Below are 25,295 nucleotides of genomic sequence, written 5' to 3'. Positions count from 1 at the left end.
AGCACCCTATCTTTTTTGATGTTATTAGTCTATTCTTACGAAATATTCCTATTAGGGCATGGTCAGTGTATCGACGAAGACACCGAAGACATAGCTAATAGCAGGAAGTGTTTGATTAAGAGCTAGTGAAATCTGCTTAGTTGCTGGATCATATGTACCAGCCACATAGTTTTCGTAAGCTCCTTCCAGTACTACCGCACCATAACCTGTGTAAATCCAAGACTCCTGAGGCAGAACGGTTACAACATTGTCGTCGCCAATAGTGAACTCGATGTCATAGCCATCTGCGAAGAGGTTCTTGATACGGTAGAGGTTGGTTCCCTCTGCCTTTTCAATATCAACCTCATACTCAGCTTCCCACCAGTCAGGTGAACTATAGAATCCAGTACCTACTGCCACCCAGTTATAGTCACACATTACGCTGATGGTTGTCGTAGTGTTTGTTTGTGTGTTCAGAACAGCGTCTGCAGACTGAGCGTCTTCTTCACTGAGAGTCAGTGTGGCGGTATATAGTGTACCACCCTTCATGTTAGTTACATCAATGTTGAAAGTCTTTGACCATTCGCCAGCTGCGAATGTAACAGCTCCATTGTTGCTATCAGAAAATATGCCATCCTCTTCAGAAGACAGTGTATAATGAACTGTATATTCGCCATTGGTATTTGTGCGAACGATACTGACTGGAACTGTTATGCTTGAAGCCTTTGTCACAATCTTAGCTGGCTTAGCATTCTCGAACGAGATGTTCTGGGCTGTCGTGGTGTAGATGGTACCCACGTTGTCTGTATCACAGGCAGTAAACATCATTCCTGCAAGTACGGCCAGACCTAAAATATATTTCTTCATATTCAATATCATTTTTTATATTAATATTACTCAAATGAATTCTGATCTTTCTCAGCATCCATGCTAGCATTTCCATCAAACTCAGACTGAGGGATAACCATCACCCACTTGTAGCTTTCTGGATTAACAGTAGCTTTGTTTGTACGTGTAGCAGCCGAAGGATGTCCCTGGTCGGTAGAACGTGTAAAGCCCTGATGCAGACGGCGCAAGTCGTAGATGCGTCCGAACTCACCCCACAACTCGATACGACGCTGAAGGATAATTTCCTCACGCAGTGATCCTGTTTCGTTAATAGCCTCAGAGGTTGTACCCAACTCCTTACCTGTCTTAGCGCAGGTGTAGTCAGAGTCACGATACTTCATGAGTGTGGCTAGTGTCTGCTGTGCAGCAGCATCGTCGCCCAGCATGCATTCAGCCTCGGCCTTTGTAAGGTACATCTCCTCAATTCGCATGTAGATGTAATCACCTTCCCAAGTAGCATAGTTCAAGAACTTGAACTTTTCCTGCTGATAACCATTAGAACCATTGGCTTTATCGCTTGGGTTCCACCATGCGCGACGTGCGTCATTAGCTCCCATCTTGGCATAGAGGTCGCGAGTAATCTGCTGAGGTGCACTCTGACCATATTTACCCATGTCGGCATCCATGTGACAGAAGAAGCTGGCATACGAAGTAACCTGGTCGGCAATAATCTTTGCACCCCACATTACGTTTGCAGCATTAACGTTGTTAACGCCTGCAAACTGATTAACTTCTGCAATCTTAGCTGTAGAGAGCTTGATTGCCTTATCAGCACACTCCTTAGCCAGAGTCCAGTTCTCCTCAACCGATGCAATACGAGCATGGATACCGTATGCAACAGAGGCGTCGATATGAGAAATGCTGTTGCGGCTGTGCTCAGTAGCATCGAGCAGTTCCTCTGCCTTAGCAATATCACTGTCAATCAGCTTGTAAACTGCGGCTACAGTCTCACGTGGCTTACCCTGAGTCTCCTTAGTTGTAGGCTCTGTATAGAGAGGAACACAAGGCTCATCCTCGTGGCCTACATAAGTACGGGCATACCACTGAGCCAGCATGAAGTAGCTGAATGCACGGAGAGCATAAGCCTGACCAACTACGTATTTTACATCCGAAGGATCACCTTCCATGGTGCTCTCGGCAGCAATTACATAGTTAGCATTGGCAATGTTTGTATAGAAGAAGTTCCATACACCGTAAGGGCGACCTGCTGTATTTGTATAGTCACCTTTTACCTGATACAGATAATCGTAGTAGAACCAACCACTACCTGACTTAGCCTGGATATGATCCTCACCCATCAGGTCGGCTGCCAAGGTAAATGCCTGAAGACCAAACTCCTCATGTTGCCATGCTGTGGTACAACCAGTGGTATACATCATACGGTAGATACCATCGACGGCTGCAATAGCACTGCTAGCAGAAGCAGTCATCTCGCCAGTAGCAACAGCGGTTGAAGGGCTTGTCTCAAGGAGATCTTCTGAGCAAGAAGTGAATGTTGCTGCTCCAAGAAGACTTATGAGTGTATATTTAAAAATTGCTTTCATATTTTATTGTTCTTTCTTTATGATTAGAAATTAACTTCAAGACCTACAGTAAGAGTCTTGTTTGGAGCATAAGAGGTAGAGGTACCACCACTGAAGCTGTACTGAGGATCCATACCATCGAGATGGCTGAACAAAGCTACGTTATCATATGAACCGTAAACCTTAACGCCATTCAGACCACACTTGTTAACCAGGTTCTTAGGCAGAGTGTACGACAGAGTGATGTTCTTAATTGCGAAGTAAGAAGCGTCAATCAGATAACGGTCTGTAATATAAACATCCTCCTTGATTCCCATACGTGGAACGTCGGTCACGTCACCAGGCTTCTGCCAACGACGCAGTACGTTAGTGTTCCATGTTCCGTTCAGATAAGTCAGATTCATATCGCTGTAGTAGTTACCGTCGAGAATCTTACCACCGATAGAGTAGGTTGTCAGCACTGAGAGACTGAATCCTTTGTAGCTCAGGTCGGTACTGATGCTACCATAGAGGTCGGGTATACGTGAACCCATCTCGTAGCGGCTTGATGCAGCTTCGTTATAGCTGTCTGTGATGCGCTCATTGATCTTGTTGCCGTTTTCATCGGTATCATAGATCCAGTAGAGCTGTGAACCTGTAGCAGGATCAACACCAGCGCTCTTGCGCAGATAGAATGTATTGATAGGCAGACCTTCCTTGATGATGTAGTTACCTGAGAGGATTTCAGGCGACTCGTTGGTCAGCTTGGTTACCTCGTTCTTAACGGTAGATCCCATCCAAGTCAGATTCCACTCAAAGTCCTTAGTGCGAACAGGAGTACCTGATACTTCGAATTCGAAACCGTAGTTCTTCATGTTACCAACGTTTGCAGAGTAGCCGCTGAAACCAGTAGAAACAGCCATTGGGTAATCAAGCAACATGTCGGTAGTCTTACGATGGTAGTACTCTGCGCTGAAGCGGATGCGACGGTTAAGTGCAGAACCCTCGAGACCAATGTTCAGGTTGCCGTTCTTCTCCCACGACAGGTCGGCATTCTCAAGAGTTGAAAGTACTGCACCTACAGTGTTAGCATTTGGATAAGCAACGCTCGAAAGTCCCTGCCAAGCATAGTAAGAACCAACGTTATCGTTACCCTGCTCACCATAGCTGGCCTTGAACGACAGGTTGTCAATCCACTTAATATCCTTCATGAACTTTTCGTTGCTGATTCGCCAGTTGGCACCCAGCGACCAGAATGTACCTGTGCGGTTGCCCTTCTTGAAACGTGAAGAAGCATCAGCACGGAGTGAAGCAGAAAGATAGTACTTGTTATCGAATGTATAGTTGAATCGGCTCAACCATGAATTGATACGATAGTCGATGCTGTAAGAGTCGGCATCTTTCAGAGTTGCACCTGGACGGAGCTCAAGCAGACCACTCATCAAACCAGAGCGACCGGCCTCCAGATAGTTGTACTTGTAAGCATAGAACTCATGACCAGCCAGTACGTCAAACTCGTGCTTGCCAAAGCCGCGGTTCCATGTAAGCAGCTGGTTGAAGGTGTAGCTCTGAGTGCGGTAGTTGTCCTTGGTGAGATAACCACCCTGAGCAGCCTGGTTACCGTGCTCCATATTCATGTAGTTCATCTGGTTAGCGTTATCGTAGTCGAAACCGAAGTTGATAGCCAGCTTAATACCCTTGGCCCAACCCATGTTGTCATTGTCGCTACCGAATACCAATCCAGAGCGCATACCAGCTACGTCGCGCAGTGTCTCAGCCTTATCGAGCATCAGCATACCCAGTGAGCTGTGGTCGCTCATAGAACCAGGACGCTTGTCGCCGTTTTCACGCTGCTCACCCCAGTCGTACTCAATCTGTCCGTTCTTGTAGATGCTCTGTCCGTTCTCATCCTTCAGGTAAACAGGGAACAGAGGGTTGATGAACTGTGCAGTGTACCATACGTTTGAAGTAGAACTTCCGCTATAGTTACTGAAGTTAGAGATAGAGTGTGCTACGTTCAAACCAACGTTTGCCTTGAACCACTCGTTAATCTTAGTGTCAACATTTACACGTGCATTGTAACGCTGATAAGCAGTAGTCTTCAGTGTACCATCCTCGTTCAGGTAACCCAGTGAAAGGGCATACTTTGTCTTCTCGGTACCACCGTTTACAGAGAACTGGTGCTCATGACGGATGGCATTCTTGCGAGTAACAGCATCCAGCCAGTCCTCATTCCATGCAGCCTCTGCATCAGCCTGTACCTGACCAGTAGTAGGATCGATGATAGTGTCCCAAGTATAGTTCTTGAATGGGTTGTACAGCTCACCACCCAGGTTGCTGCTCAAACCAGCTCTACCTGCAGCCTCTGCATCAGTCCACGACATACCGTCCTTAACATATGCCTCGTTACGCAAAGCCTCATATACCAGCTGTACGTACTCCTTCTGACTTACGTGGCTGTAGCGCTTGGTAGCACGGTTAGACCAACCAATGTTTGAACGCCAAGATACGTTTGCCTTACCTTCCTTACCCTTCTTGGTAGTAATCATTACTACACCGTTAGCTCCACGTGCACCATACAGGGCACCAGCTGATGCATCCTTCAGGATAGTCATCGACTCGATATCTGCAGGGTTGATAGAAGCCAGCGAACCAGCGTAAGGAATACCGTCAACTACGTAAAGAGGGTCGTTAGATGCATTGATAGATCCGAAACCACGAATGCGGATAGAAGGTGATGAACCAGGCTGACCAGATGAAGAAGTCATCTGAATACCAGATACATGACCCTCAAGAGCCTTTGTAGCTGAAGATACAGGGCGCAACTCCAGTGCCTCACTGTTTACGCTCTGGGCCGAACCTGTGAATGACGACTTCTTGGCTGTACCATAAGCTACAACTACAACCTCGTCAACCAACTGTGCGTCAGCCTTCAGGAAAATTCTCATACCATTCTTGGCCTTAACAGTCTTGCCCTCAAAGCCCAGATAAGTAATCTCCAGCTGATCCTTGCCAGCAGGAAGGGCTACAGAGAAACGGCCATTTACGTCAGTTAACATACCAGTGCTTGTACCTACCACCTTAACAGCAGCACCAATAATGGGCTGGCCGTCTTCTTGTGAGAGTACTGTACCGGAAACTTTCGTCTGAGCCAGCGCTGTTCCTACACAAAGGAAAAGGCTGACAAAAAACAACGTTAGTCTTTTTTTCATAAAATTCTCTCTCTTTTTGTAAATTATTAAATGTTTAAAACTGTATTGTTCGCGTACATATTTATATATATAATAAGGGCTGATATATCACATATTGCGCCCTTTTGTCACTTTCAGGTTGCAAAAATAGCGTATATTATTCTAAAAAACGAATAAAATTATAAAAAAAACACAATTCGGCGTCATTTTTTAACAAATTGACCTTTATAATTGATAAAAATCAATGTGAAAGCAGATGATTTGATTAACTTACAGTTTGATGTTAAACCTACACTTTTGGTGAAAAATTGAAACTTGACAATACAACAAAAAAGGTGCTCAAAACTGAGCACCTTATTGATGAGGTTTAGTATATTTTTCTGTGTTTTTACTTTACCAGAACTACCAGATATTTGCTGGTTGACCAGAATGTCTGTGGGTCGGTAATGCGGAGCACATACTGCTTGTTGGCATCCTGCTGCAGAGTGTAAGAGTTGGCAGGGTGGGTGGTGAGCAGCTTGGCCGACTTGCTGTAGAGCTTGATCTCCTTGTCAACACGGATGTCGATCTTGGTGAAGTACTCCTTGTTGAAGTCGCCCTGCAGAATCTTGTTCTTGCTGAACATGCCATCCTTGGTCATAATCTGCTGCTTCTTCAACTCGTCTTTGGTGCCATAGGCAAACCAGGCACTGTTAAGCTCCTTCTCTTGAGCCTTGATGCGCTTAGACTGTGCTTCGTTCTCGTCCTGAAGTGAGCGTGCATCTTCTCTCAGACTGTTAACGGCATACTTCAGTTCGCCGATATGGATATTCTTAAGCTCCAGCTGCTCGGTGAGGTCGGCAATCTGCTGATCCTTCTTCTCCATGGTCTCCTGGAGGCTGGCAATTATCTTCTTCAGCTTGTCGCCCTTGATTGAACTCTCGCGAACCTGCTGCTTCAGTTTGTTAATCAGGTCTTTGTTCTGCTGCATCATCGACTGGATGAACTGGAAGTTCTCTTCGATGCGCTGCTTGGTGTTGGTGCCTTCACCTGCTTTGGCTAAGGTTACACGATTCTGTGCCTCTGTAATCTCGCGGAATCCATCCTCGATGTCAATCAGAGTAGTCATCATGTCATTAATCTCGTCATCTTTCTGGGCGATTACCTGGTTCAGTGAGTCACGTTCTGCACGTGCCTGATTCTCGGCCTTCTTGGCACCCTCATTACAACTTGCCATAGCTATGGCACACATTGCAAAGATAAATAACTTTTTCATAATTACTTTTGTTTATTAATTTGTTCTTTATTGTCGTTCCCAGCCAGGATGATTACTATTTCACCCTTGGGCTCATGTTCCTTGAAGTGGGCTATAACCTCGGCCAGTGTACCACGAACGCTCTCTTCATGAATCTTGCTGATTTCGCGACATACGCTTACCTGGCGCTCGGGGCCGTAGGTATCGGCAAACTGCTGTAGTGTCTTTACTACGCGATAGGGCGACTCATAGAATATCATGGTACGTTGTTCGTCGCGCAGCGATTCGAGTTTGGTCTGGCGCCCCTTCTTCTGAGGCAGAAAACCCTCGAAAGCAAAGCGGTCGCAGGGCAATGCGCTCGATACGAGTGCTGGTACAAATGCTGTGGCGCCTGGCAGGCACTGCACTTCGATACCTGCACGAACGGCTTCGCGAACCAGAAAGAATCCTGGGTCGCTGATGCCTGGTGTTCCTGCATCGCTGATCAATGCTACGTTTTCGCCTGCCAGTATTCGGTTTACTACGGATGCCGATGTTCCGTGTTCGTTGAACTTGTGGTGCGACATGAGTTGATTGTGGATGTCGTAGTGCTTTAGCAGTTTGCTCGATGTTCGAGTGTCTTCTGCCAGCACCAGATCCACTTCTTTCAGAATGCGGATGGCACGGAATGTCATGTCTTCCATATTCCCAACTGGAGTCGGTACTATATATAATATACCCATTACAAGTGGCAAATATAAAGCAAATTATCAGAATAGACAAAAAAATCGGCAAAATCTTTGCAATTATTAAAAGTATTCGTACCTTTGCACCTAGATATGACAGAGAATTTAACAGGTGAGGCACACAGACCTGGAAGAATAGAAGTAGTGTGCGGTTCGATGTTTTCGGGCAAGACTGAGGAGCTGATCAGACGAATGCGCCGTGCTCAGTTTGCGCGCCAGAAGGTGGAGATATTCAAGCCAGCCATCGACGTGCGATACTCTGAGGAGGATGTGGTGAGTCACGACCAGAAGCACATCCAGTCTACCCCCATCGACTCGTCGGCAAGCATCCTGCTGTTGGCGAGCGACATTGATGTGGTGGGTATCGATGAGGCCCAGTTCTTTGATGCTGGGATTGTCGACGTGTGTAACCAGCTGGCCAACCGTGGTGTGCGGGTGATAGTAGCAGGTCTGGATATGGACTTTAAGGGGATACCCTTTGGCCCCATGCCTGCCTTGTGTGCTATTGCCGACGATGTGACTAAAGTTCATGCCATCTGTGTAAAGTGTGGTAATCTGGCTTATGTGAGTCATCGTAAGGTGGCATCAGATCAGCGTGTGCTGCTGGGCGAGACTACTGAGTATGAACCGTTATGCCGTGAGTGTTATCAAAAAGCAATAAAGGAAGAAAATGAAAGAAAAGACAATAACACTTGACCAACTGGTTCGTTGGGTTGGCGCAGGCCTGCTGGTGATTGCCATTCTGGGCCTGATTAATTACCTGAGCAGTGTGCTGCTGCCATTCGTCATTGCATGGTTCTTTGCCTATCTGCTTTACCCCATGGTGAAGTTTGTGCAGTATAAGCTGCATGTTAAGAGTAGGGCATTGAGCATTCTGATTACCTTGATTGTGGTGGTGAGCATCTTGGCTGGCATCATCTATCTTATTATCCCGCCTATGCTCGAACAGTTTGAAAAACTGGGCAGCCTGGCCACCGATTATATCCAGAAGTCGGCCCACATCAGGGATATTCCTGGTGCCATACAGCTATGGATTGAGAGCAACAATAGGGAGATAGAGAAGTTCTTTAAGAGCGACACCTTTACCGAGAGTCTGAAGACGGTGATGCCAGGCCTGTTTAATGTACTTAACGAGACTACCAAGGTTATTATCAGTGTCATTGCATCGTTTATCACCTTATTATATATGTTCTTCATTCTGCTGGATTACGAGTATCTTACTGACAACTGGATCCGCGTCTTCCCCAAGAAGAGTCGTCCGTTCTGGCATTCGTTGGCCAAGGATGTAGAGAATGCCTTGAACAATTATGTGCGTGGACAGGGATTGGTGGCGCTGATTATGGGTATCCTGTTCTGCATAGGATTTACTATTATCGATTTCCCCATGGCCATTGGTCTGGGTATCATGATTGGTATTATGGACCTGGTGCCTTATCTGCATACCTTTGCCCTGATACCAACTGTGCTGCTGGCTCTGCTCAAGTCGGCTGATACAGGACAGAACTTCTGGGTGATATTGGCGATGGCCATGGCCGTGTTTATCATAGTACAGTTGATTTGTGACATGATAGTGACGCCTAAGGTGATGGGTAAGGCCATGGGTCTGAACCCTGCCATCCTGCTGTTATCACTGTCTGTTTGGGGTGCACTGCTTGGGTTCATCGGACTGATCATTGCACTGCCTTTAACCACCCTTTTGATAGCATATTACCAGCAATATGTGACAAAAGAGAAGGAAATTGAGGGGTTAGAAGAAAATTCTTCCGAATAAATTTGGCAGTTTCAAAAAAAGTGCGTACCTTTGCAGCCGCTTTCAGAATAGAATGCGAATTAAGGTTGATCCGTTAGCTCAGTCGGTAGAGCACAACACTTTTAATGTTGGGGTCTTGGGTTCGAGCCCCAAACGGATCACGAAAAAAGAGGCTAATTTAGCCTCTTTTTTTTTGTTCCCCTCCTCCAGAGGAGGGGAGTACGTGGGGGTTAGAGTTTTACTTCTATTTGATTGCCGTTGTAATCGATGGTTCTTGATGTGCCATCGGGGAGGGCGATGGTAAACTTGCGATTCAGCAACATACCTGGGTATTGGCCTTGGCGATTGTTGATGGTGAGGGTGCGGGTGCGATCGTTCCACTCAAACTTGATAGTAGAGTAGACGCCCTTCTCATAGTTGTAGTTGTCGCCCTCATCTTCATAAAGGGTAAACTCACCATTGGCACCAGGATAGATGCGGATTTCCAGATTGTCCCACTTCTTCTCGCCAACGTACTGCATCTCTGGGCCCAGTGGCACGATGCTACCAGCGCGAACAAACATAGGCACCTTGTCAAACGATGTGGTGAGCACCACGTTCTGTCCGCCCTTGTACAGCTTACCAGTCCAGAAGTCGTACCAGTTAGCCCCCTTAGGCAGGTACTTAGTGGCTTTTTTGGGCTCCGTCCAATCACTATTCACTATTCCCTTTTCACTATTCACTTCTTGCTTGTTCCATCCTGTCATGGCATCAGTGCGGATGATCTTCTCCTCGGTGTACTGTGGATCAACGATAGGTGCAGCCAGGATGCTCTGTCCGAACATAAACTCATCGGTCATATCCCACACCTTCTTATCAGCTGCAAAGTCGCTGAACAGTGGGCGAATGTAGCTCTGGTTGTTGCTGGTAACCTGCCAAGCAGTACTATATAAATAAGGTATCAGGCGATAGCGCAGGCGAATCTGCTTTTCGATAGCATCATAAACGGGTTCACCTTTCTTACCAAATTGCCATATCTCACGTGGGGCATCAGCACCATGACTGCGGAAAACAGGACAGAACAGTCCGTACTGCATCCAGCGCACGTAGAGCTCCTGGAACTGTGGATTCTTGGGGGCTGAACCACTGCCCTTGGTATTGTAAGAACCACAGAAGAAACCGCCTATATCGGTATTGAAGTTAGGATTACCTGTGAGCGAGAAACTCAATCCTGCAGGCACCTGCTTGCGCAACATGTCCCACGACGAGTTAACGTCGCCGCTCCACATGTTCGATCCGTAGTGCTGCTGACCGGCAAAGCTGCTGCGCGTCATGATGAAGACGCGTTTATCTGACGATTTGCCCCTTTCACTATTTGACGATTGAAGTGCACGTTGCTTCTCATATATGCCGCGAACTGTTTCCAGGGGGAAGGCATTACGCAATGAACGCCAGGTGCCACCAGTAACCTTGTGCTCATAGTCGCTCTCCTTGGGATTGAAGAAGTCGGGGTCGGTTGAGTCCATCCACCAGGCATCTGTGCCATAGTCGTATAGCTTCTTCAGATATTTCCAATAGATGTCACGTGCCACAGGGCTGAAGGCATCGTACACTTTTACGCCCGAAGGATACTCCATCACAGGAGGCCAGATGTGCGAGATACCGCTCTGTGGCCAGGTCTCGATGGGCAGCAGTAGTCCCTTCTCGTTCAACTCACGGAACTGCTGTGTCTGTGGACCAAAGCTGGCCCAGATGCTGATCATGAAGTGAGCATGCTTCTGGTGTACGTTCTTAATCAACTGTGCACCATTCTGGAAGTCTTCCGAGAGGAAGTCCATGGCATTCCACAGGTAGTTTGACCCCCAGTACTGCCAGTCTTGGATGATACCATCCAGAGGCACCTGCAGTTCACGATGCTTGTCGACGATACTCTCAGTCTCAGCAGCTGTCTTATAACGTTCTTTCGACTGCCAGAAACCGTATGTCCATAGTGGGAACATAGGCACATCGCCACTCAGATGTCGCATCAGAGCAATCACGCCGTCGGCACTCTTGCCATACATAAAGTAGTAGTCGATATAGTCGCCAGCCTCTGATGTGAGCGACATGCCGTTCTGGTCATCGTCGAACTGGGTGGGGGCGTAGTTGTCCCAGTAGATGCCCCAGCCTTTGATGCTCTGAATCACACTCTGAAAGTCTTCCAGATTCGACTGCTCCATGCGCTTGTGCTCACCGCGGCGATTCATCTTGCCGTTCTGGATGGTGCCCAGTCCGTAGATAGCTTCGCCCTTATCGAGCGTAAAGGTCTGGTTCAGTGGCGAGAAACTGTGCTTCTTCTCACGCAGCAGTACCTTACCCTTAGCATCCATAAAGGTGATGCAACCAGTCTTTTGGTCGAGTTTCACACTCAGTTCTTCGCTCGATGTGGTGTTACCTTTTGTGGTAAGTGCCACCTCCTGTGGTTTGGCAATGATTACCTTGCTCTCTGGGTTTACTGCTTGTCCCTGATACTTCACCACATGGACTACAGAAGGTGTAAAGAACTCAATCTTAACACCTTGTGCCCATATAGCTATTGGTGCCAGCAAGGCAAGAATGGCTATTGACGTTCTGTTCATAATTATTTTATTTTGTTGTATGCAAACTCATCAACATCTACATATCCGCCAACCTTCTTGGTGGCATAGTTAAAGATACCGAATTTCTGTCCCATGAAGAAACGACGCCAGTCGAATCCCATGCGATAGTCGCTACCAATCTTCTTCCAGTCCTTTCCATCAAGACTGTAGTAGAAGGTGGCCATATCTTTTCCAGGCATAAAGCCCTTCTTGTTGCCTTCTGCTGCACGGAAGTCACCGTCCAGTCGCAGCCATATCTTGTTCTGCTTCAGTTCGATGCTTTCAATCACCTTCTCTTCGTAGTTCTGTGCCACCTTGTCCTTATCGGTCAGTGCAATCTTCTGCTCACTCATCTCGAGGGTCAGCTTCTTGCCCTTCTTCTTGATGGTCAGCACACCTGAGTCGCTGTTGAATGCAGCCAATCCTGCGCAGTCGCCATCTTTCATCTTCGATAGATCCATCACGATGTAGCCACTGCAGCCAGGACCCTCCATACGCTGAGTCAGTGTGTTAGGCGCCAGATACAGGTTGGGTACTACACGACTGGTCTTAAGGCGCAGATAACCTGGGCGTTCGGTCAGGCTCCAAGCCTTGTCAACGGGATTGTGGTTCCACTGCCAGTGCAGACCCAGTTTCTCGCTGCCGAAATCATCAGCCTTCACGATGGCTGTCTCTGGCTGTCCGCTCTTCAGCGCACGTACGCGGGTAGGCACTTTGCCTTCCTCATCGCCTATCTGTGGCCATCCGTCAATCCAGCGGCATGGCGAGATGGTAAGCACGCGACCTACACCGCCACGATCCTGGAAGATGATGCCGTACCAGTCGCCATCCTCAGTATCCACGATGGTACCTTGTCCCACGTAGGGGAATCCGCCAAAGTCGCTTTCCAGAATCACGTTCTTCTCGTAAGGTCCGTGTATGTCGTCGGCACGGTAGCATACCTCACGACGATGACGGCCAGGACCATAAGCCTGCGAAATCATCAGCAGATAGTACTTGCCGTTATGCTTAATCACGCGTGAACCCTCCAGCAATCCTGTCTCGTCGGCCTCACGCTCAAAAATCTTCTGGTGTGTACCCTCAATCACGTCGCTCAGGTCCTTCTTCAGTTCCATCATCTCGCCTGTACCATAGATCACGTACACACGATCGTCGTCGTCGAAGAACAGTGAGCAGTCGTGGAAGTGTTGCATGCGCGATACAATCTTCCAGGGGCCTTCAGCCTTGTCGGCCGTAAAGATATAGGTGTCGCCCATGGCTCCCTGCTCGTTGGGGGCCAGCAGCGCATAGAATTTTCCTTTATGATACTTGAGCGATGTAGCCCACTGTCCGCGTCCGTATACCGTACCTTCAGTAGCTGAGAGGTCGTACTTGGGCGAGTCGGTCAGTTTGTCGAAGATGTATCCCACCGTTTCCCAGTTCTTCAGGTCCTTCGACGCCATGACAGGTGCTCCAGGCATCAGGTGCATGGTGGTAGATACCAGATAGAAAGTGTCGCCCACGCGAATGATGTCGGGGTCGGGTACATCAGCCCACAACATGGGGTTGTCAATCATGTTCTCGTTTTTGTTCTGTGCCTGCACACCTGCTGAGACACAAAGCATCAGTGCGATGCTTAGAATTGTTTTTGCTTTCATATAGTTGATAGACAATTAGTTCTCTAGGTCGCCCTTGTAGTGGAACTCCGTGATGTTCGGAGTCTCACCCAGGTCAGTATCATCCATTATGGGTGCCTGGTTCAGCTTCTGCTCGTAGCCTTTGTGCACAGGGCCTACATCCAGCAGAATATCCTCATAGAACACTGTTGGTATGATAATACCGAAGATGCCAACACCCACTCGTGTTCCCTCTGGATGCATATTGTTGTAGATATACGAAGTCGAATAGAACGTATGGCGATACGACTCCAGTCGGTTATGCTTTTCGTATGTCTCCAGTTTGTCTCTATCAATCACGGTTGTATCAGCAGTCGTGAAGATAAAGGTGAGATTGTGTACATAGTCGTCCACCACATCGCCTTTAACGCCATCGTTCACCTCCAGGCACTGCATGAGGTTGTCGTTCATCTCTGCGTCCATATCACTCTCTTTTGGAGCCGTGAAGTAAGCCATCAGCAATGCTGCCAGGATGATAACGGTTGCAATGATGATTCGTCCCAGACAGCTGCGTGTAAACTCCTGAATGAACGACTCATTGGTTCTGTAATTAGTGTTGTCTGCTTGATACATATTAAAGTAGTTTTAGATTTGATTATTGTGTATGAGGTTCATAAACTCCTGACGGGTTTTGGCCTGATTAAAGGCGCCACTGAAGTCGCTGGTAGTAGTTACGCTGTTTTGTTTCTCTACGCCTCTCATCTGCATGCACATGTGCTTGGCCTCTATTACCACCATCACGCCGAGTGGATGCAGTGTCTCCTCGATACAGTCCTTGATTTGCTGTGTCATTCGCTCCTGTACCTGCAGGCGGTGAGAGAAGATGTCGACTACACGGGCAATCTTCGACAGACCAGTGATGTAGCCGTTGGGTATGTAAGCCACATGTGCCTTGCCGTAGAATGGCAGCATATGATGTTCGCACAACGAGAAGAAGTCGATATCCTTGACGATAACCATCTGGTTGTAGTCTTCCTTGAACAGGGCGTCTGTCAGAATCTTGTGGGCATCCATCTGGTAGCCCTTGGTCAGCGTCTGCATGGCCTTGGCCACTCGCATAGGTGTCTTCTGCAGTCCCTCGCGCTCAGGGTCTTCACCCAGCAGCTTGAGTACCTCCTTGTAGTGATCCGCCAGTTCTTCTATTCCTTCGCGATATCGCTCGTTGTCGTATTCCTTGATTTCTATGTTCATTGATATTGCACGGTAACTTTTCCTTTTACGATGATGGCGCTTTGGTATCCGTTGTTTTTTACGCGTTCCAGCACGGCGTGTGCTTCTTCGTAAGTACGGTAGTTACCAATGCGACATATCCATCGTGGTGAGTAGAAATGCACGTAGACAGGTACTCCAGGGAACAGACTCTTTATTTCGCTGCCTATGCGCTCAGCCTTCAATCGGTCGTTGCGGGTATTGCCTCCGGCAAACACCTGTACTCTGTATCCAGGCACCTTTACGCCCTTCATGATCTTCTTCTGAATTTCCTCTGGGCTATCGATGGTGGTAGTATCCTGATGTTCTACAACAACAGTCTTGGGCTCCTGATGTTTTTCTTGATTTGTATTTGTAGCAGTATTGTTTTCTTTTTCTTTTTTCTTTTCAGCAGGTTTCTGCTGTGTTGCGGTTGTTTTCTGTCGTGTGGGGGCTGTTACGGCTGGTCCGTTCACCAGCTCTTCTATGGCCTTGTCTTGTGTTACGGTAATCTTTCCTTCACCGTTTTTGCTCTGTTGGAGCCTTTGTGTAAACGACGACTGAGCATCAGCTGCCGTAATGCAGCCGATGCAAAGCGTCATTATGATGATAAATCGTTTCACGTTCTTATTTGAATGCGTCGATAATACCCTTGAAGTCAGCAGCCTTCAGTGATGCACCACCAATCAGACCACCGTCGATGTCGGGCTTAGCAAACAGCTCAGGAGCGTTGCTAGCCTTGCAGCTACCACCGTAGAGGATAGTAGTGTCGTCGGCTACTGCCTGACCGTACTTCTCAGCAATGATTGAACGGATGTAAGCGTGAATCTCCTCAGCCTGCTCTGCAGTTGCAGTCTTACCAGTACCGATAGCCCAGATTGGCTCATAGGCGATAACGATCTTGCGGAAGTCCTCCTCGGCGAGGTTGAATACTGAACCCTCGAGCTCGGCCTTTACTACCTCGTTCTGCTTGCCAGCCTCACGCTCCTCCAGGCTCTCACCGATACAGAAGATAACCTTCAGATCGTTCTTCTGAGCCAGCAGCACCTTCTCCTTCAGGATCTCTGGAGTCTCCTTGTAGTACTCACGACGCTCTGAGTGACCCAGGATTACGTACTGAGCACCAGTGCTCTTTACCATCTCGGCAGATACCTCACCAGTGAAGGCACCCTTCTCCTTGTCGGCGCAGTTCTCAGCACCCAGACCGATGATGTCCTGGTCGAGGAACTGTGCGATAGATGCAAGGTGGATGAATGGAGTGCAGATAACTACACCACAGTTTGGCTTTTCAGCCTTCAAAGTCTCGTTCAGCTCCTTTGCAAGAGCAATACCGTCCTGGAGATTCATGTTCATCTTCCAGTTTCCTGCTACAATTTTCTTTCTCATAATTCTAAAAATAATTTATATATTGTAAAATGTTCAATGTTCAATGTTCAATGTTCAATGTTCAATGTTCAATGTTCAATGTTCAATGTTCAATGTTTCCTCACCCACTTCGTCCAAGCCCAGAGCCTGTCGGCGATGGTAAGCAGCACCAGTGGCAGCACAAACCACGTCAGCACCCATAGTATCTTGGTGGTCACTGTCTCGGTGGGCAGCTGTCCCAGCTCACTGTCTTCCAGTTTGGTGTTCAGCTCTTCCTCTTCGGGCAGGTTGTTGTGGCTCCACTTGCGTATCACCTTTCCGTCTTTCATCAGCACCAGTCCTGGGTTCGACCGTATGATGGTCTTCAGTGTGATGTCGTCTGTCTGGCAGAAGGGATATTCAGCTCCCGTCAGGTCGCGCCATTTGGCAATGGCTTTCTCGCCGCTGGCTGTCAGACAGTAGAAGGGGTATCCGTTGTCCAAACTGTACTCATACATCTGGTTAATCTCGTCCAGTCGTGAGTCGTCGGCCTGTTCCAGATGTGGGGCTATCAGCAAGAAGGTGTATCCCTTGTCTGTCAGTATCTGTTCGGTCAGATCCTCCCCATCCTCCAGCTGCTCTATAAACAGCTCTTGGTAGGGCGATTCCTCACCTTCCATCATCTTCTGCCATCCGGTGCGAATGTCGGCCCCGATGTGGTAGGGACGGAAGTCGAACTGGGGTAGGGTGTACAGACTCTTCACCGAGATGAACAGCAGTATAAACACCAGCGAGTAGTTCATCACTATCCATTGGTTGGCCCTGCTTATCAGTCTGGGCATGTCCAGCGCCCACTTCCACACCACGATGGCAGCACCCAGTAGGATCATGTTTTTCCAGAAGGTCTGCCAGTTGCTCAGCACCAGTGCGTCGCCAAAGCATCCGCAGTCGCTGATGGGGTCGCTCAAGGCCAGCCACAGTGTGAGTGGTGTCATCACCATCATGATGGCCAGTACCAGCTTCGATACAATGCGTCGCCTGATGGCAAACAGCAGACAGATGCCCAGAAAGAACTCTGTGGCAGCCAGCAGTACCGATGAGGCCAGTGTTGTGAAGTCGGGCACCATCTTTCCTATGCCCCAAGCCGTCAGGTAGTCGTGTATCTTATACTGCGTCCCCAGTGGGTCAACGGCCTTGACAAATCCTGAAAAGATAAATGTCAGTGCCAGCAGCAGTCTACAGATGTTTACAGCAACCTTCCTCACTCCTCACTTCTCACTCCTCACTCCTCGGATAACTTAATCACTCCAAAGATCGCGTAGTTGATGATATCCATATAGTTGGCATCGATCCCCTCTGATACGAGTGTCTCGCCCTGCAGGTTCTCGATTTCCTTGATACGTTCTATTTTTGTCAGAATCAGGTCGGTATAGCTACTCACCCTCATTCCTCTCCACGCTTCGTCGTAGTCGTGGTTCTTACGCTTCATCAGCTCCAGTGCCTCTTTGGCATGCTCATCATAGAGCGCCATGGCCTCCTCGTTGCTGATGTCAACGGTGTCGGCAAATCCCTTGCTGAGCTGAATCAGTCCTACGATGCCGTAGTTGATCAGTGCCACAAACTCCGGACGTATGCCTTCGCCCACCAGCGATTCCTTCTTGATTTCCAGGCTGCGAATGCGCTTGGCTTTAATAAACAACTGGTCGGTAAGTGCTGTTGGTCGCAGAATGCGCCAAGAGGCTTTATAATCGTGAAGCTTCTTCTCAAACAGTGCCCTGCATTCGGCCAGAGCCTGCTCAAACTGAGCGTTTGTCTTTTCAAATTGCGTCATATCGGGTGCAAAGGTACTAATTTTTAGTGAATAACGAATAGTGAATAGTGAAAAGTTACCCTTTCTTCTACATTTATTAACAATGTGGTGTTGTTCGATTGATGTAATTGAACACGAAGAGCATATTACTCTTCACTCTGTTTCTTGTGGATATAACGTATCTTAAGCCCTAAGGCTTCGTACTGTGTACGTATCGAATCGCGTTTTACGCGGAGTTTGGTTAGTGCCGTCAACTCTTCGGGGGTGGCTTTCAGCTCCTTTTTGTGCGCTTCTACCTCCTGCGTCATGGCTTCCAGCTGCTTGTTGGCTAGCTGTAGCATACTGTCGGTTTTCCACAACTCATCCTGAGCCTTTTTCAGCTCTGTTTTCTGATGCTCCGCAAGAGCGGCCTTGCGGCTGCTAATCTCCTTTTGGGTCTTAGTCTCGCCGCAAGCCGTTATCAGTAAGGCCATCATCATTGTGGCCAGTGTCATTTTCTTCATGCTCTATTCTCCTAATTTTTTACCACTCATCAGCAGTTCTACCAGTGGTCGGTCCTTATATGTATGGCGCTGCTGATCCCAGAATCCGAAGTCGGCATCGTAGCACCAGGTGGTCCAGGCGATGTTAAACTCGTCGAACACGGTCAGCATGTCGCGTGTCCAGTTGTAGGCCAGCTCACGGTCAACTGGCTCATACACGCCCCACTCGCCGCAGAACAGCTGCAGGTCGTACTTCTTGGCAGCCTCGATGGCATCCTTAAACTGCTCGCGAATCTTGTTGATGTCCCACACCTCTTCGGTATACTGCTTCAGCTGGTCTTTAATCTCGGCAGGAGCAGCTTCGTAGTCCTCCTTCGATACCAGCACGCCAGGATAGTTCACCTTGCCCTTATACTTGCCCAGAGGTGTCCACCATGCACCGTAGTGTGTCAAAATCATTGGGTTGTAATAGTGGAAACTCAGAATGATGTTCTTGTCGCCCTCGGGCACCTTCAGATACTTGATGGTTTCGTGTCCCTGCCACATGTTCGATCCGATGACCAGTGTGCGCTGTGGTTCCAGTTCGCGCAGTGCCTTGTGCACCTTTGCCACTAGCTGGTTCCACTGCTCATGCTCAGGAGCCACAGGTTCGTTCATAAACTCGTAGGCCACCCAGTCGTTGCTGCGGTTTTTTAGTGTGTCCGACAGCTGGCGCCACAGGTTCAGCAATCCCTCTTGTGCTTCTTCCGATGTAAACAGTGTGTTGGCATTTTTCTCATTCTCGTTTACTGCATTAAAGTAGTGGCTGCGAATGATGTGCAGGTCAACTATGGCGCGCAGGTTGTGCTTGCGTGCCCAGTCCAGAGCGTTGTTCAGCAGTCGCCACGCCTCTGGCAGTTGCTTGCCCTGCTCGTCCCAGAACTGTACCTCATCGATGGGAATGCGTACAAAGTCGAATCCCAGTTCCTCCAGGCGTGCAAAGTCGTCCTCCTGAATGTGCAGGCGTCTGGCCTCACCCCTCTGCTCGCTCTGCGAGAGCCAGTGGCTTACGTTGGTGCCACGCTTAATGCGGAAGTCGTTCACTCCGCTTTGAGCCTGCTCTTGCTCCTGTTTCTGGGCTTTGTTGCCACACGATGTTGTTCCTACCACCAATGCCGCCATCATCACGGCCATTGCCAAAATGTTTTTTCTCATACCTTTTTTATTATTGGTTATATATTATGAAGTTAAAGGGCTTTCCATTCCTTTCCATTCCTTTCCATATCGTCGTCAAGACGATTGCTCCACAGATACTTCTTTGTCTCCCTCGCCGCTACGCCGCTTAACAACAGTAGCGCTATCAGGTTTGGTATCGCCATCAGCGCATTCATACAGTCGGCTATGTTCCAGATGATGTCAAGGTTGATGATCGATCCGAAGAACAGCAGCACGATGTACATGATCCTGTAGAATCTGTTAGCGCGTCGGCCCTCTAAGTAGTTCACGGCACTCTCGCCATAGTAGCTCCAGCCTATAATCGTGCTGAATGCAAACGTCAGAATGCCGAATGTAAGCAGTGGCGCACCTACGTATGGTATCTTCGAGAAGGCCACCTTGGTCAGTGCAGCCCCGTCGGCATAGGTAATGTCGGGGTAGGCCAGGATACTGCTCACCAGCACCAGTCCTGTCAGCGCGCAGATAATTACCGTATCCCAGAATGTGCCGGTGCTCGATACCAGAGCCTGTCGCACGGGGTTGCGCGTCTGGGCCGCAGCTGCCACTATCGGGGCGCTACCCATACCACTCTCGTTGCTAAACAGTCCGCGGGCGATACCATATCTGGCTGCCATCATCACCGTGGCCCCCACAAATCCGCCTCCAGCTGCCGAGGGGTTGAATGCCGAGTCTGCTATCAGCTCTATGGCAGGCCACACGTAGCTGCTGTTGAAGCACAGTATCACCACGCATCCCACCACGTAGAGTGCCGCCATAAAGGGCACCAGCACGGTGCACACCTTGGCTATGGCCTTCACGCCGCCCAGTATCACCAGCGCTGTCAGCACACATATCATCACACCTATTATCCATGTGGGTATGCCAAAGGTCTCTTTGGCCAGCAGAGCTATCGAGTTGGCCTGCACGGTGCATCCTATGCCGAACGATGCCAGGGCGGTAAACACGGCAAACAGTATGCCCAGCCATCGCATGTTCAGTCCGCGCTCCAGGGCGTACATGGGGCCTCCGTACCACTTGCCATCATCCGATTTTACGCGATATTTCACCGCCAGCAGTCCCTCGGCATACTTGGTCGACATGCCGAATAGTCCCGTCAGCCAGCACCACAGCACGGCGCCTGGACCACCCAGGGCCACAGCCGTTGCCACGCCCACTATGTTTCCTGTACCTATGGTGGCAGCCAGTGCGGTGGCCAGTGCTCCAAACTGACTCACGTCACCATCGGCCTTAGCATCCTTTTTAATGGATAGTCGTATGCCCGTAATCAGCTTTCGCTGTGGTATGCGCAGTCTGAATGTCAGAAACACGTGTGTACCCAGCAGTAGTATGATCATGGGCCATCCCCACAAAAAGGAACTTAGAAGTGAGAAAAAGTCGTTAATTGGTTCCATTTTCGCCTTAAATTTGACACTTTGCGTGCAAAATTACAAAAAAAGTTTCAAAAACATGATGTTTTTCCAAAAAATGTCTTATCTTTGCACCGGTGATCATAAACGTAACCAATAAAAAGATGAAGAAAACTATTCTGACTATTTCCGCCGTCTTGTTGACGTGTCTGGCTTTCTACGGTTGGAAGCCCCTGCTAGAGCAACCCTCAAGTTCACAGATGCAAACGTACTATCAGGAGTCAGTAGGTCTTGGAGCCATGCCTGCCGATAGTGCCAGTCGTTTCATTGTCGATTTTCTGGGCTACACCATGCTCAATCCCCGCGCAAAACTCGATCCGCTCTATCCCGAGATCGAATCAAATATCTACAACTACTCGCAAACGCATAATTTGCGTGCTCATTAAAATAACAGGATAATAGATATGATCAATTTGAATACACCATCCGACGAGTTGTGGAATACACTCTCCGAGGAACACGAAAAGGCAAAGTATTGGATGATAAAACAGTTTGGTGGCGAAAAACGTTACGAGGCTATGCGCGACAAATTGTTGAGTCGTTGTGTTTATAAACAGTGTTCTTTGACCTCCGATGTCGTTTATTACACCTCTCGCTCAGGTAATCGCTGGATATGTTTCGAAAATGTCACTTTTTATCCAGATACTTTCGCATCCAACTCTATGCCTACCTGTTTCTGCTTCTACGAAACAGCCAGTTCTTTGGGCATATTTATGCCTGGCTTTAATGCTCAGAGCGAAATGAATTGTGTGTTGATTATTACCCCGCATTTCTTTCAGCGTTATGCTGAACGAATGGGTATTGAGGGCGACAAGATGCAACTTCTGCTTAAGTTTGTCACCTCATCCTGTTCGTATACCATCAGTCCTTTGGATACCGATGATAACGGACTGGAAAAGATAGTAGTCCGTACGTCAAATGATTGGACCGGTCATGGCATTCGTCGCTCGGGCGATAAAAACGTCTATGAAGTCCGCACCATCCTCACGGATGCTCAACTGTCTAAGGCTCAAACAGCCCGGACTGAGCGCGTTCGTAATTTGCGCGAAGTGATGGAGTATGAACCCGAAGAAATAGTACAACGCAAGTTGGCGTGTTGTGCCAATCCTATTCAGGCTTTTAACGACAAGATGGACAAGATGCATGCTTTGGGTCTCGATACATTTCGTCAAGAAAATGGCTTGAATTATAGTTTAATTATAAGTACTACCTTTATGAAGATGGGCATCGCCACCCTTTTCGATATTGAGTTTTGGGAGAGATACCACAAGGTTAGTCACGAGGCTATTGGCTATTTACTTGATCTTTGCATAGAAGATGGTAGGAATTCCGTAAGTATCAATGAACTTGTTTCTACAGCTCGTCAGATAGCCGCTCGTTTAGGCATCAAGAATTTTGCCTGGCGTGAGTTCGCCCACATATTGTTGGTTGATTCTTTTAAACTTAGCGACTCCGAGGCTACAGATGCCATGAAGAGGCTGTTTCAATAAAAGGCTGCCAAGGGACAGGGTCCTGGCATACAATAAGAAAAGAGGCTAGCATTCACTGCTGGCCTTTTTCTTGGTACCTGCCATGTGGACTGACATCTGGCATCTCATATTACTATTTTACAAGGTATTTAAAGTCGTTCTCGTCTAGCGGTTGGAAACTGATAGCCCAGCAGTCTTCATTACTCTCGTCTGACTTCCAGAATACGATCTGCACCTCTAGCGTGCCGTCGGCCGAAAGATAGAGATAGGTAATGTCGCCTTCATCGTCTTCGGGAAAACTTATTAAGCCCATATTCTTGAATCCATTGCGCTCTAGCTCGTCCATTACAGTCTCTGGCGACATAGGTGAGTAGAAGTTATACCCCACTAGGCATAAGTATTTACAGTCGGCATCGCTGAAGTCGAAACTTATTGCGCATTCGTCGTTGTAAAAATCTTTAGAGTAGTAAAATCCATCACTAATATCATGACGCTCCACGCCGTCAGTTTCCCACTGTGAATAATCGCTGAACTCGGCCTTAAAATAGTTCTCTGCTTGAGCAAGCGACGTGCCGAAAGCGAGGTATGGCTGAACAGTGATATCGCCAAAATGGAGTACTAGATCCGTCTGAAGTTGATACGTCACAGGATCGTCATCGTTTGAACAAGCCGTAAACACTGTTGAAGTCATTACGCAGCAGATGGCTATAGCCAGCGTAGCAACGTGCTGCTTCACATTCATAAATTCTTTTTGTTTCATAATGATAGTTTGTTGATAATGATTAATTTTGAGGGCAAAGATAAAAAGAATATATGATAATTGCAAGATTTTTAATTATTTTTTCCTGATTTGATACAACTTTTTCCAGCAGTGATACATCTATTTCGATTTTTTTTCCTACTTTTGCAGCAGAAATCAATTCAATCATTAATTTTTAAACATTACGATTATGAAAACAGAAGAGAATAAGAAGCAACAGGAGCTCACCGACGAGCAGCTTGACAACGTAGCAGGTGGAGGCAAAGCAGGCAAAGTAAGCAAAAAAGTTATAAAGTAGATGTAGAATTATTTTTAAACATTACGATTATGAAAACAGAAGAGAATAAGAAGCAACAGGAGCTCACCGACGAGCAGCTTGACAACGTGTCGGGAGGTGGAGAGTTTACAAAATACGATGAATCTGATCGCCCGAGGTGAAGGAACTACGCCTGCCAAGTGTCTGGTTCGTGGCATACTTTAATTTTTAAACATTATAATTATGGCAACGCTTACAGCAGAACAGATTAAGCAGAAGAAGCAGCAGTTGAAGAAACTGGATGCAGAAGCAAAAAAGTTGAGGGACGAACTCGTGGAAGCCGGTGCATGGCCACTAAGCGACGGTGAACTCGACAATGTGTCGGGAGGAGCGGGAGGAGTGTTTTTTAGTCTTTTTATGGACTGGCCTGATGACTTCTCTGGTGCAGGTGGTTAATGACCTGCCAAGTGTCTGGTTCCTGGCATTCGCTTTTGCAGCAGAAATAAGTTCGATCATTAATTTTTAAGCATTACAATTATGGCAACACTTACAGCGGCGCAAATTGAGCAGAAGAAGCAATTGCTCATAGAGAAAACTAGAGAGATGAAGGCTATCTACGACGAACTCGTAGCCGTTGGCGCCATTGAGCTCTCCGATGAGCAACTCAATGAAATCAATGGTGGATCTTACTGGGACAAGGTAAAGGAACGAGCGAAAAAAGCTGCCAAAGAAACCACGGATACTGGTAACTTGAGTTTATACTGATTAAGCTGCCAAGGGACACACCCTCTAGTATGAACTCACGGGAAAACTCCCGTGAGTTTCTATTTGAAAAAGACTGAAGTTCTGTGCGTTGATTAGCTTTCATGCTTTTTTCTTTTACGGTTGCCACCACCACCACTACCGCCGTTTACAGACTCCAACTCTTCCTCGTTCAGAGCGCGTTTACTCTCTTTTTCATTCTTCTTTACCATAATCTAAGAATTTTTAATTGTTAAACTTACTGTTTTATTCTCTTGTCGCTCAAATCTGTGATATTCCGCCCCAATTTTGATGTCTCAGTTTTGACACAGGGTGATTATGCAACGACTTCTTCTTGATGAATCACTTGAAGAATAGGGGCCTGAAGCGCATGTTCTATAGCTACAAGTGTATCAATAGTGAAGTTATGGGTGCCTCGCATCCATTTACTAATCTCGGCTTCTTTCTTTCCTAAAAGCATAGCCAAATCTTTTTGTTTCAGACCTTTCTCTGTCAGAATCTCGTGGATTCGGTCAACAATCTGAAACGACAAGTCGACAGCCTCGCGAATCTCTGGATTCACCTGCTTGCGACGATTTTCTAAAATACTACTTCTCCTCATTTCGGGTAAAGTGCAAATTGCCAACAATTTCTTTATCTACCAGAACCAACGTACATCTTGTTACTTAACTTTTAAGTTATCTGGCTGCAAATATACAATGTTATTTTGGAACAAACAAGAAATTAACTTAAAAATTAAGTTTGTAGGCGCTAATTTGTTCTATTTAACACTTTTGGGGTGTAACAATTTTGCGTTTTCTATACTATATAAGTAGAGAGGGGGATGAGAAATGTAGAATTTAATTAATTATTAACAATTTTCTTCCATTTTTCTTGGAGATATGGAAGTTATTTATTACTTTTGCGGCATGAATCAGGATGTAAGAGAAACGTTCCATTCGGAGGAATACGATGAGTATTACGCCACTTTGGACGAAAAGATTAAAGAAAAGTATGACTACGTAGAGTTGATTATCAAAACTCAACAAGTGGTTAACTTGAAGTTCGTAAAGAAGCTGGAAGGGACTGAGTTTTACGAAGCG

Annotated in this window: 24 protein-coding genes, 1 tRNA gene and 2 pseudogenes; 9 read left to right on the top strand and 18 right to left on the bottom strand. The window is 47.4% G+C overall.

The window, feature by feature from the left end; all coding sequences use genetic code 11:
- Positions 1 to 51: 51 nt before the first annotated feature.
- The 5 genes from BUB86_RS11970 to rsmI all read right to left on the bottom strand — a co-directional run bounded on the left by BUB86_RS11970 (position 52) and on the right by rsmI (position 7,516).
- Positions 52 to 846: a hypothetical protein gene (locus BUB86_RS11970; RefSeq protein WP_139261589.1), complete on the bottom strand. Its 795-nt coding sequence runs from the start codon at positions 844 to 846 to the stop codon at positions 52 to 54.
- A gap of 26 nt (positions 847 to 872) precedes the next feature.
- The gene (locus BUB86_RS11965) at positions 873 to 2,411 is read right to left on the bottom strand and encodes a RagB/SusD family nutrient uptake outer membrane protein (RefSeq protein ID WP_073209824.1); all 1,539 of its coding nucleotides are present in this window, start codon (positions 2,409 to 2,411) and stop codon (positions 873 to 875) included.
- Positions 2,412 to 2,434: 23 nt separating this feature from the next.
- Positions 2,435 to 5,581, bottom strand: coding sequence for a SusC/RagA family TonB-linked outer membrane protein (locus tag BUB86_RS11960; protein ID WP_081373231.1), 3,147 nt, complete (start codon positions 5,579 to 5,581; stop codon positions 2,435 to 2,437).
- 367 nt (positions 5,582 to 5,948) lie between these two features.
- Complete coding sequence (locus BUB86_RS11955; RefSeq protein ID WP_073209822.1) at positions 5,949 to 6,815, bottom strand: hypothetical protein; 867 nt, start codon at positions 6,813 to 6,815, stop codon at positions 5,949 to 5,951.
- A gap of 2 nt (positions 6,816 to 6,817) precedes the next feature.
- Positions 6,818 to 7,516 carry a 16S rRNA (cytidine(1402)-2'-O)-methyltransferase gene (gene rsmI, locus BUB86_RS11950; RefSeq protein ID WP_073209820.1) on the bottom strand — a complete coding sequence of 233 codons (699 nt, stop codon included), beginning with the start codon at positions 7,514 to 7,516 and terminating at the stop codon, positions 6,818 to 6,820.
- A gap of 96 nt (positions 7,517 to 7,612) precedes the next feature.
- Between rsmI and BUB86_RS11945 the strand changes: the two genes are divergently transcribed.
- The 3 genes from BUB86_RS11945 (at position 7,613) to BUB86_RS11935 (ending at position 9,430) form a co-directional block, all read left to right on the top strand.
- Positions 7,613 to 8,215 (top strand): thymidine kinase, encoded by a 603-nt coding sequence (locus BUB86_RS11945; protein WP_073209818.1) that lies wholly within the window; start codon positions 7,613 to 7,615, stop codon positions 8,213 to 8,215.
- Entirely contained in the window at positions 8,190 to 9,290 is a 1,101-nt protein-coding gene (locus BUB86_RS11940) for an AI-2E family transporter (protein ID WP_073209816.1), read from the top strand. Before BUB86_RS11945 ends, BUB86_RS11940 begins: the two co-directional genes overlap by 26 nt.
- A 67-nt stretch (positions 9,291 to 9,357) precedes the next feature.
- A tRNA-Lys gene (locus BUB86_RS11935) sits at positions 9,358 to 9,430 on the top strand.
- A 69-nt stretch (positions 9,431 to 9,499) separates the two neighbouring features.
- Here the strand turns inward: BUB86_RS11935 and BUB86_RS11930 are convergent.
- The 10 genes and pseudogenes from BUB86_RS11930 to BUB86_RS11880 all read right to left on the bottom strand — a co-directional run bounded on the left by BUB86_RS11930 (position 9,500) and on the right by BUB86_RS11880 (position 20,951).
- Positions 9,500 to 11,866 (bottom strand): TIM-barrel domain-containing protein, encoded by a 2,367-nt coding sequence (locus BUB86_RS11930; protein WP_073209814.1) that lies wholly within the window; start codon positions 11,864 to 11,866, stop codon positions 9,500 to 9,502.
- 2 nt (positions 11,867 to 11,868) lie between these two features.
- Positions 11,869 to 13,503, bottom strand: a complete 1,635-nt coding sequence (locus tag BUB86_RS11925; protein ID WP_073209812.1) for a glycoside hydrolase 43 family protein — start codon at positions 13,501 to 13,503, stop codon at positions 11,869 to 11,871.
- A gap of 15 nt (positions 13,504 to 13,518) precedes the next feature.
- Positions 13,519 to 14,094, bottom strand: a complete 576-nt coding sequence (locus BUB86_RS11920) for a hypothetical protein (RefSeq protein WP_073209810.1) — start codon at positions 14,092 to 14,094, stop codon at positions 13,519 to 13,521.
- 12 nt (positions 14,095 to 14,106) lie between these two features.
- Entirely contained in the window at positions 14,107 to 14,712 is a 606-nt protein-coding gene (folE, locus tag BUB86_RS11915; protein WP_073209808.1) for a GTP cyclohydrolase I FolE, read from the bottom strand.
- On the bottom strand, positions 14,709 to 15,332 hold the full coding sequence (locus BUB86_RS11910) for an SPOR domain-containing protein (protein WP_073209806.1): 624 nt from the start codon (positions 15,330 to 15,332) through the stop codon (positions 14,709 to 14,711). Before BUB86_RS11910 ends, folE begins: the two co-directional genes overlap by 4 nt.
- A gap of 4 nt (positions 15,333 to 15,336) precedes the next feature.
- A pseudogene (gene tpiA, locus BUB86_RS18035) lies at positions 15,337 to 17,318 on the bottom strand (triose-phosphate isomerase).
- 17 nt (positions 17,319 to 17,335) lie between these two features.
- A complete protein-coding gene (locus BUB86_RS11895) occupies positions 17,336 to 17,884 on the bottom strand; it encodes a DUF1599 domain-containing protein (RefSeq protein WP_073209802.1) in 549 nt (182 codons plus the stop codon).
- A 125-nt stretch (positions 17,885 to 18,009) separates the two neighbouring features.
- Positions 18,010 to 18,366 (bottom strand): hypothetical protein, encoded by a 357-nt coding sequence (locus tag BUB86_RS11890; protein WP_073209801.1) that lies wholly within the window; start codon positions 18,364 to 18,366, stop codon positions 18,010 to 18,012.
- 3 nt (positions 18,367 to 18,369) lie between these two features.
- The gene (locus tag BUB86_RS11885) at positions 18,370 to 19,539 is read right to left on the bottom strand and encodes a glycoside hydrolase family 5 protein (RefSeq protein ID WP_073209799.1); all 1,170 of its coding nucleotides are present in this window, start codon (positions 19,537 to 19,539) and stop codon (positions 18,370 to 18,372) included.
- A gap of 32 nt (positions 19,540 to 19,571) precedes the next feature.
- Positions 19,572 to 20,951, bottom strand: a complete 1,380-nt coding sequence (locus BUB86_RS11880) for an alanine/glycine:cation symporter family protein (RefSeq protein WP_073209797.1) — start codon at positions 20,949 to 20,951, stop codon at positions 19,572 to 19,574.
- Positions 20,952 to 21,070: 119 nt separating this feature from the next.
- On the opposite strand from BUB86_RS11880, the gene BUB86_RS11875 reads away from it, so the two are divergent.
- Positions 21,071 to 21,352, top strand: a complete 282-nt coding sequence (locus BUB86_RS11875; RefSeq protein WP_139261587.1) for a hypothetical protein — start codon at positions 21,071 to 21,073, stop codon at positions 21,350 to 21,352.
- A gap of 18 nt (positions 21,353 to 21,370) precedes the next feature.
- On the top strand, positions 21,371 to 22,456 hold the full coding sequence (locus BUB86_RS11870; protein WP_073209794.1) for a hypothetical protein: 1,086 nt from the start codon (positions 21,371 to 21,373) through the stop codon (positions 22,454 to 22,456).
- A gap of 112 nt (positions 22,457 to 22,568) precedes the next feature.
- Here BUB86_RS11870 and BUB86_RS11865 read toward each other — a convergent pair whose 3' ends face one another.
- Positions 22,569 to 23,195 (bottom strand): hypothetical protein, encoded by a 627-nt coding sequence (locus BUB86_RS11865; protein WP_073209792.1) that lies wholly within the window; start codon positions 23,193 to 23,195, stop codon positions 22,569 to 22,571.
- Between the two features lie 22 nt (positions 23,196 to 23,217).
- Positions 23,218 to 23,364: a hypothetical protein gene (locus BUB86_RS17690; RefSeq protein WP_175549496.1), complete on the bottom strand. Its 147-nt coding sequence runs from the start codon at positions 23,362 to 23,364 to the stop codon at positions 23,218 to 23,220.
- 158 nt (positions 23,365 to 23,522) lie between these two features.
- On the opposite strand from BUB86_RS17690, the gene BUB86_RS17270 reads away from it, so the two are divergent.
- From BUB86_RS17270 to BUB86_RS11855, 3 genes are all read left to right on the top strand, one after another.
- Positions 23,523 to 23,633 carry a bacteriocin gene (locus BUB86_RS17270; RefSeq protein ID WP_139261585.1) on the top strand — a complete coding sequence of 37 codons (111 nt, stop codon included), beginning with the start codon at positions 23,523 to 23,525 and terminating at the stop codon, positions 23,631 to 23,633.
- Between the two features lie 61 nt (positions 23,634 to 23,694).
- Positions 23,695 to 23,907 (top strand): hypothetical protein, encoded by a 213-nt coding sequence (locus BUB86_RS11860; RefSeq protein ID WP_073209791.1) that lies wholly within the window; start codon positions 23,695 to 23,697, stop codon positions 23,905 to 23,907.
- Positions 23,908 to 23,988: 81 nt separating this feature from the next.
- Positions 23,989 to 24,216, top strand: a complete 228-nt coding sequence (locus tag BUB86_RS11855) for a hypothetical protein (RefSeq protein WP_073209789.1) — start codon at positions 23,989 to 23,991, stop codon at positions 24,214 to 24,216.
- Between the two features lie 313 nt (positions 24,217 to 24,529).
- On the opposite strand, the gene BUB86_RS11850 is transcribed toward BUB86_RS11855, so the two are convergent.
- On the bottom strand, positions 24,530 to 24,814 hold the full coding sequence (locus BUB86_RS11850; protein WP_073209787.1) for a helix-turn-helix domain-containing protein: 285 nt from the start codon (positions 24,812 to 24,814) through the stop codon (positions 24,530 to 24,532).
- Positions 24,815 to 25,094: 280 nt separating this feature from the next.
- On the opposite strand from BUB86_RS11850, the pseudogene BUB86_RS17685 reads away from it, so the two are divergent.
- A pseudogene (locus BUB86_RS17685) lies at positions 25,095 to 25,295 on the top strand (addiction module toxin RelE); the annotation flags it as partial.

Origin of the sequence: Xylanibacter ruminicola, assembly GCF_900142525.1 — a bacterium.
Classification (GTDB): domain Bacteria; phylum Bacteroidota; class Bacteroidia; order Bacteroidales; family Bacteroidaceae; genus Prevotella; species Prevotella ruminicola_A.
Note: the sequence above shows the minus strand (reverse complement) of the source record. Positions and strands in the feature narration are given on the sequence as shown.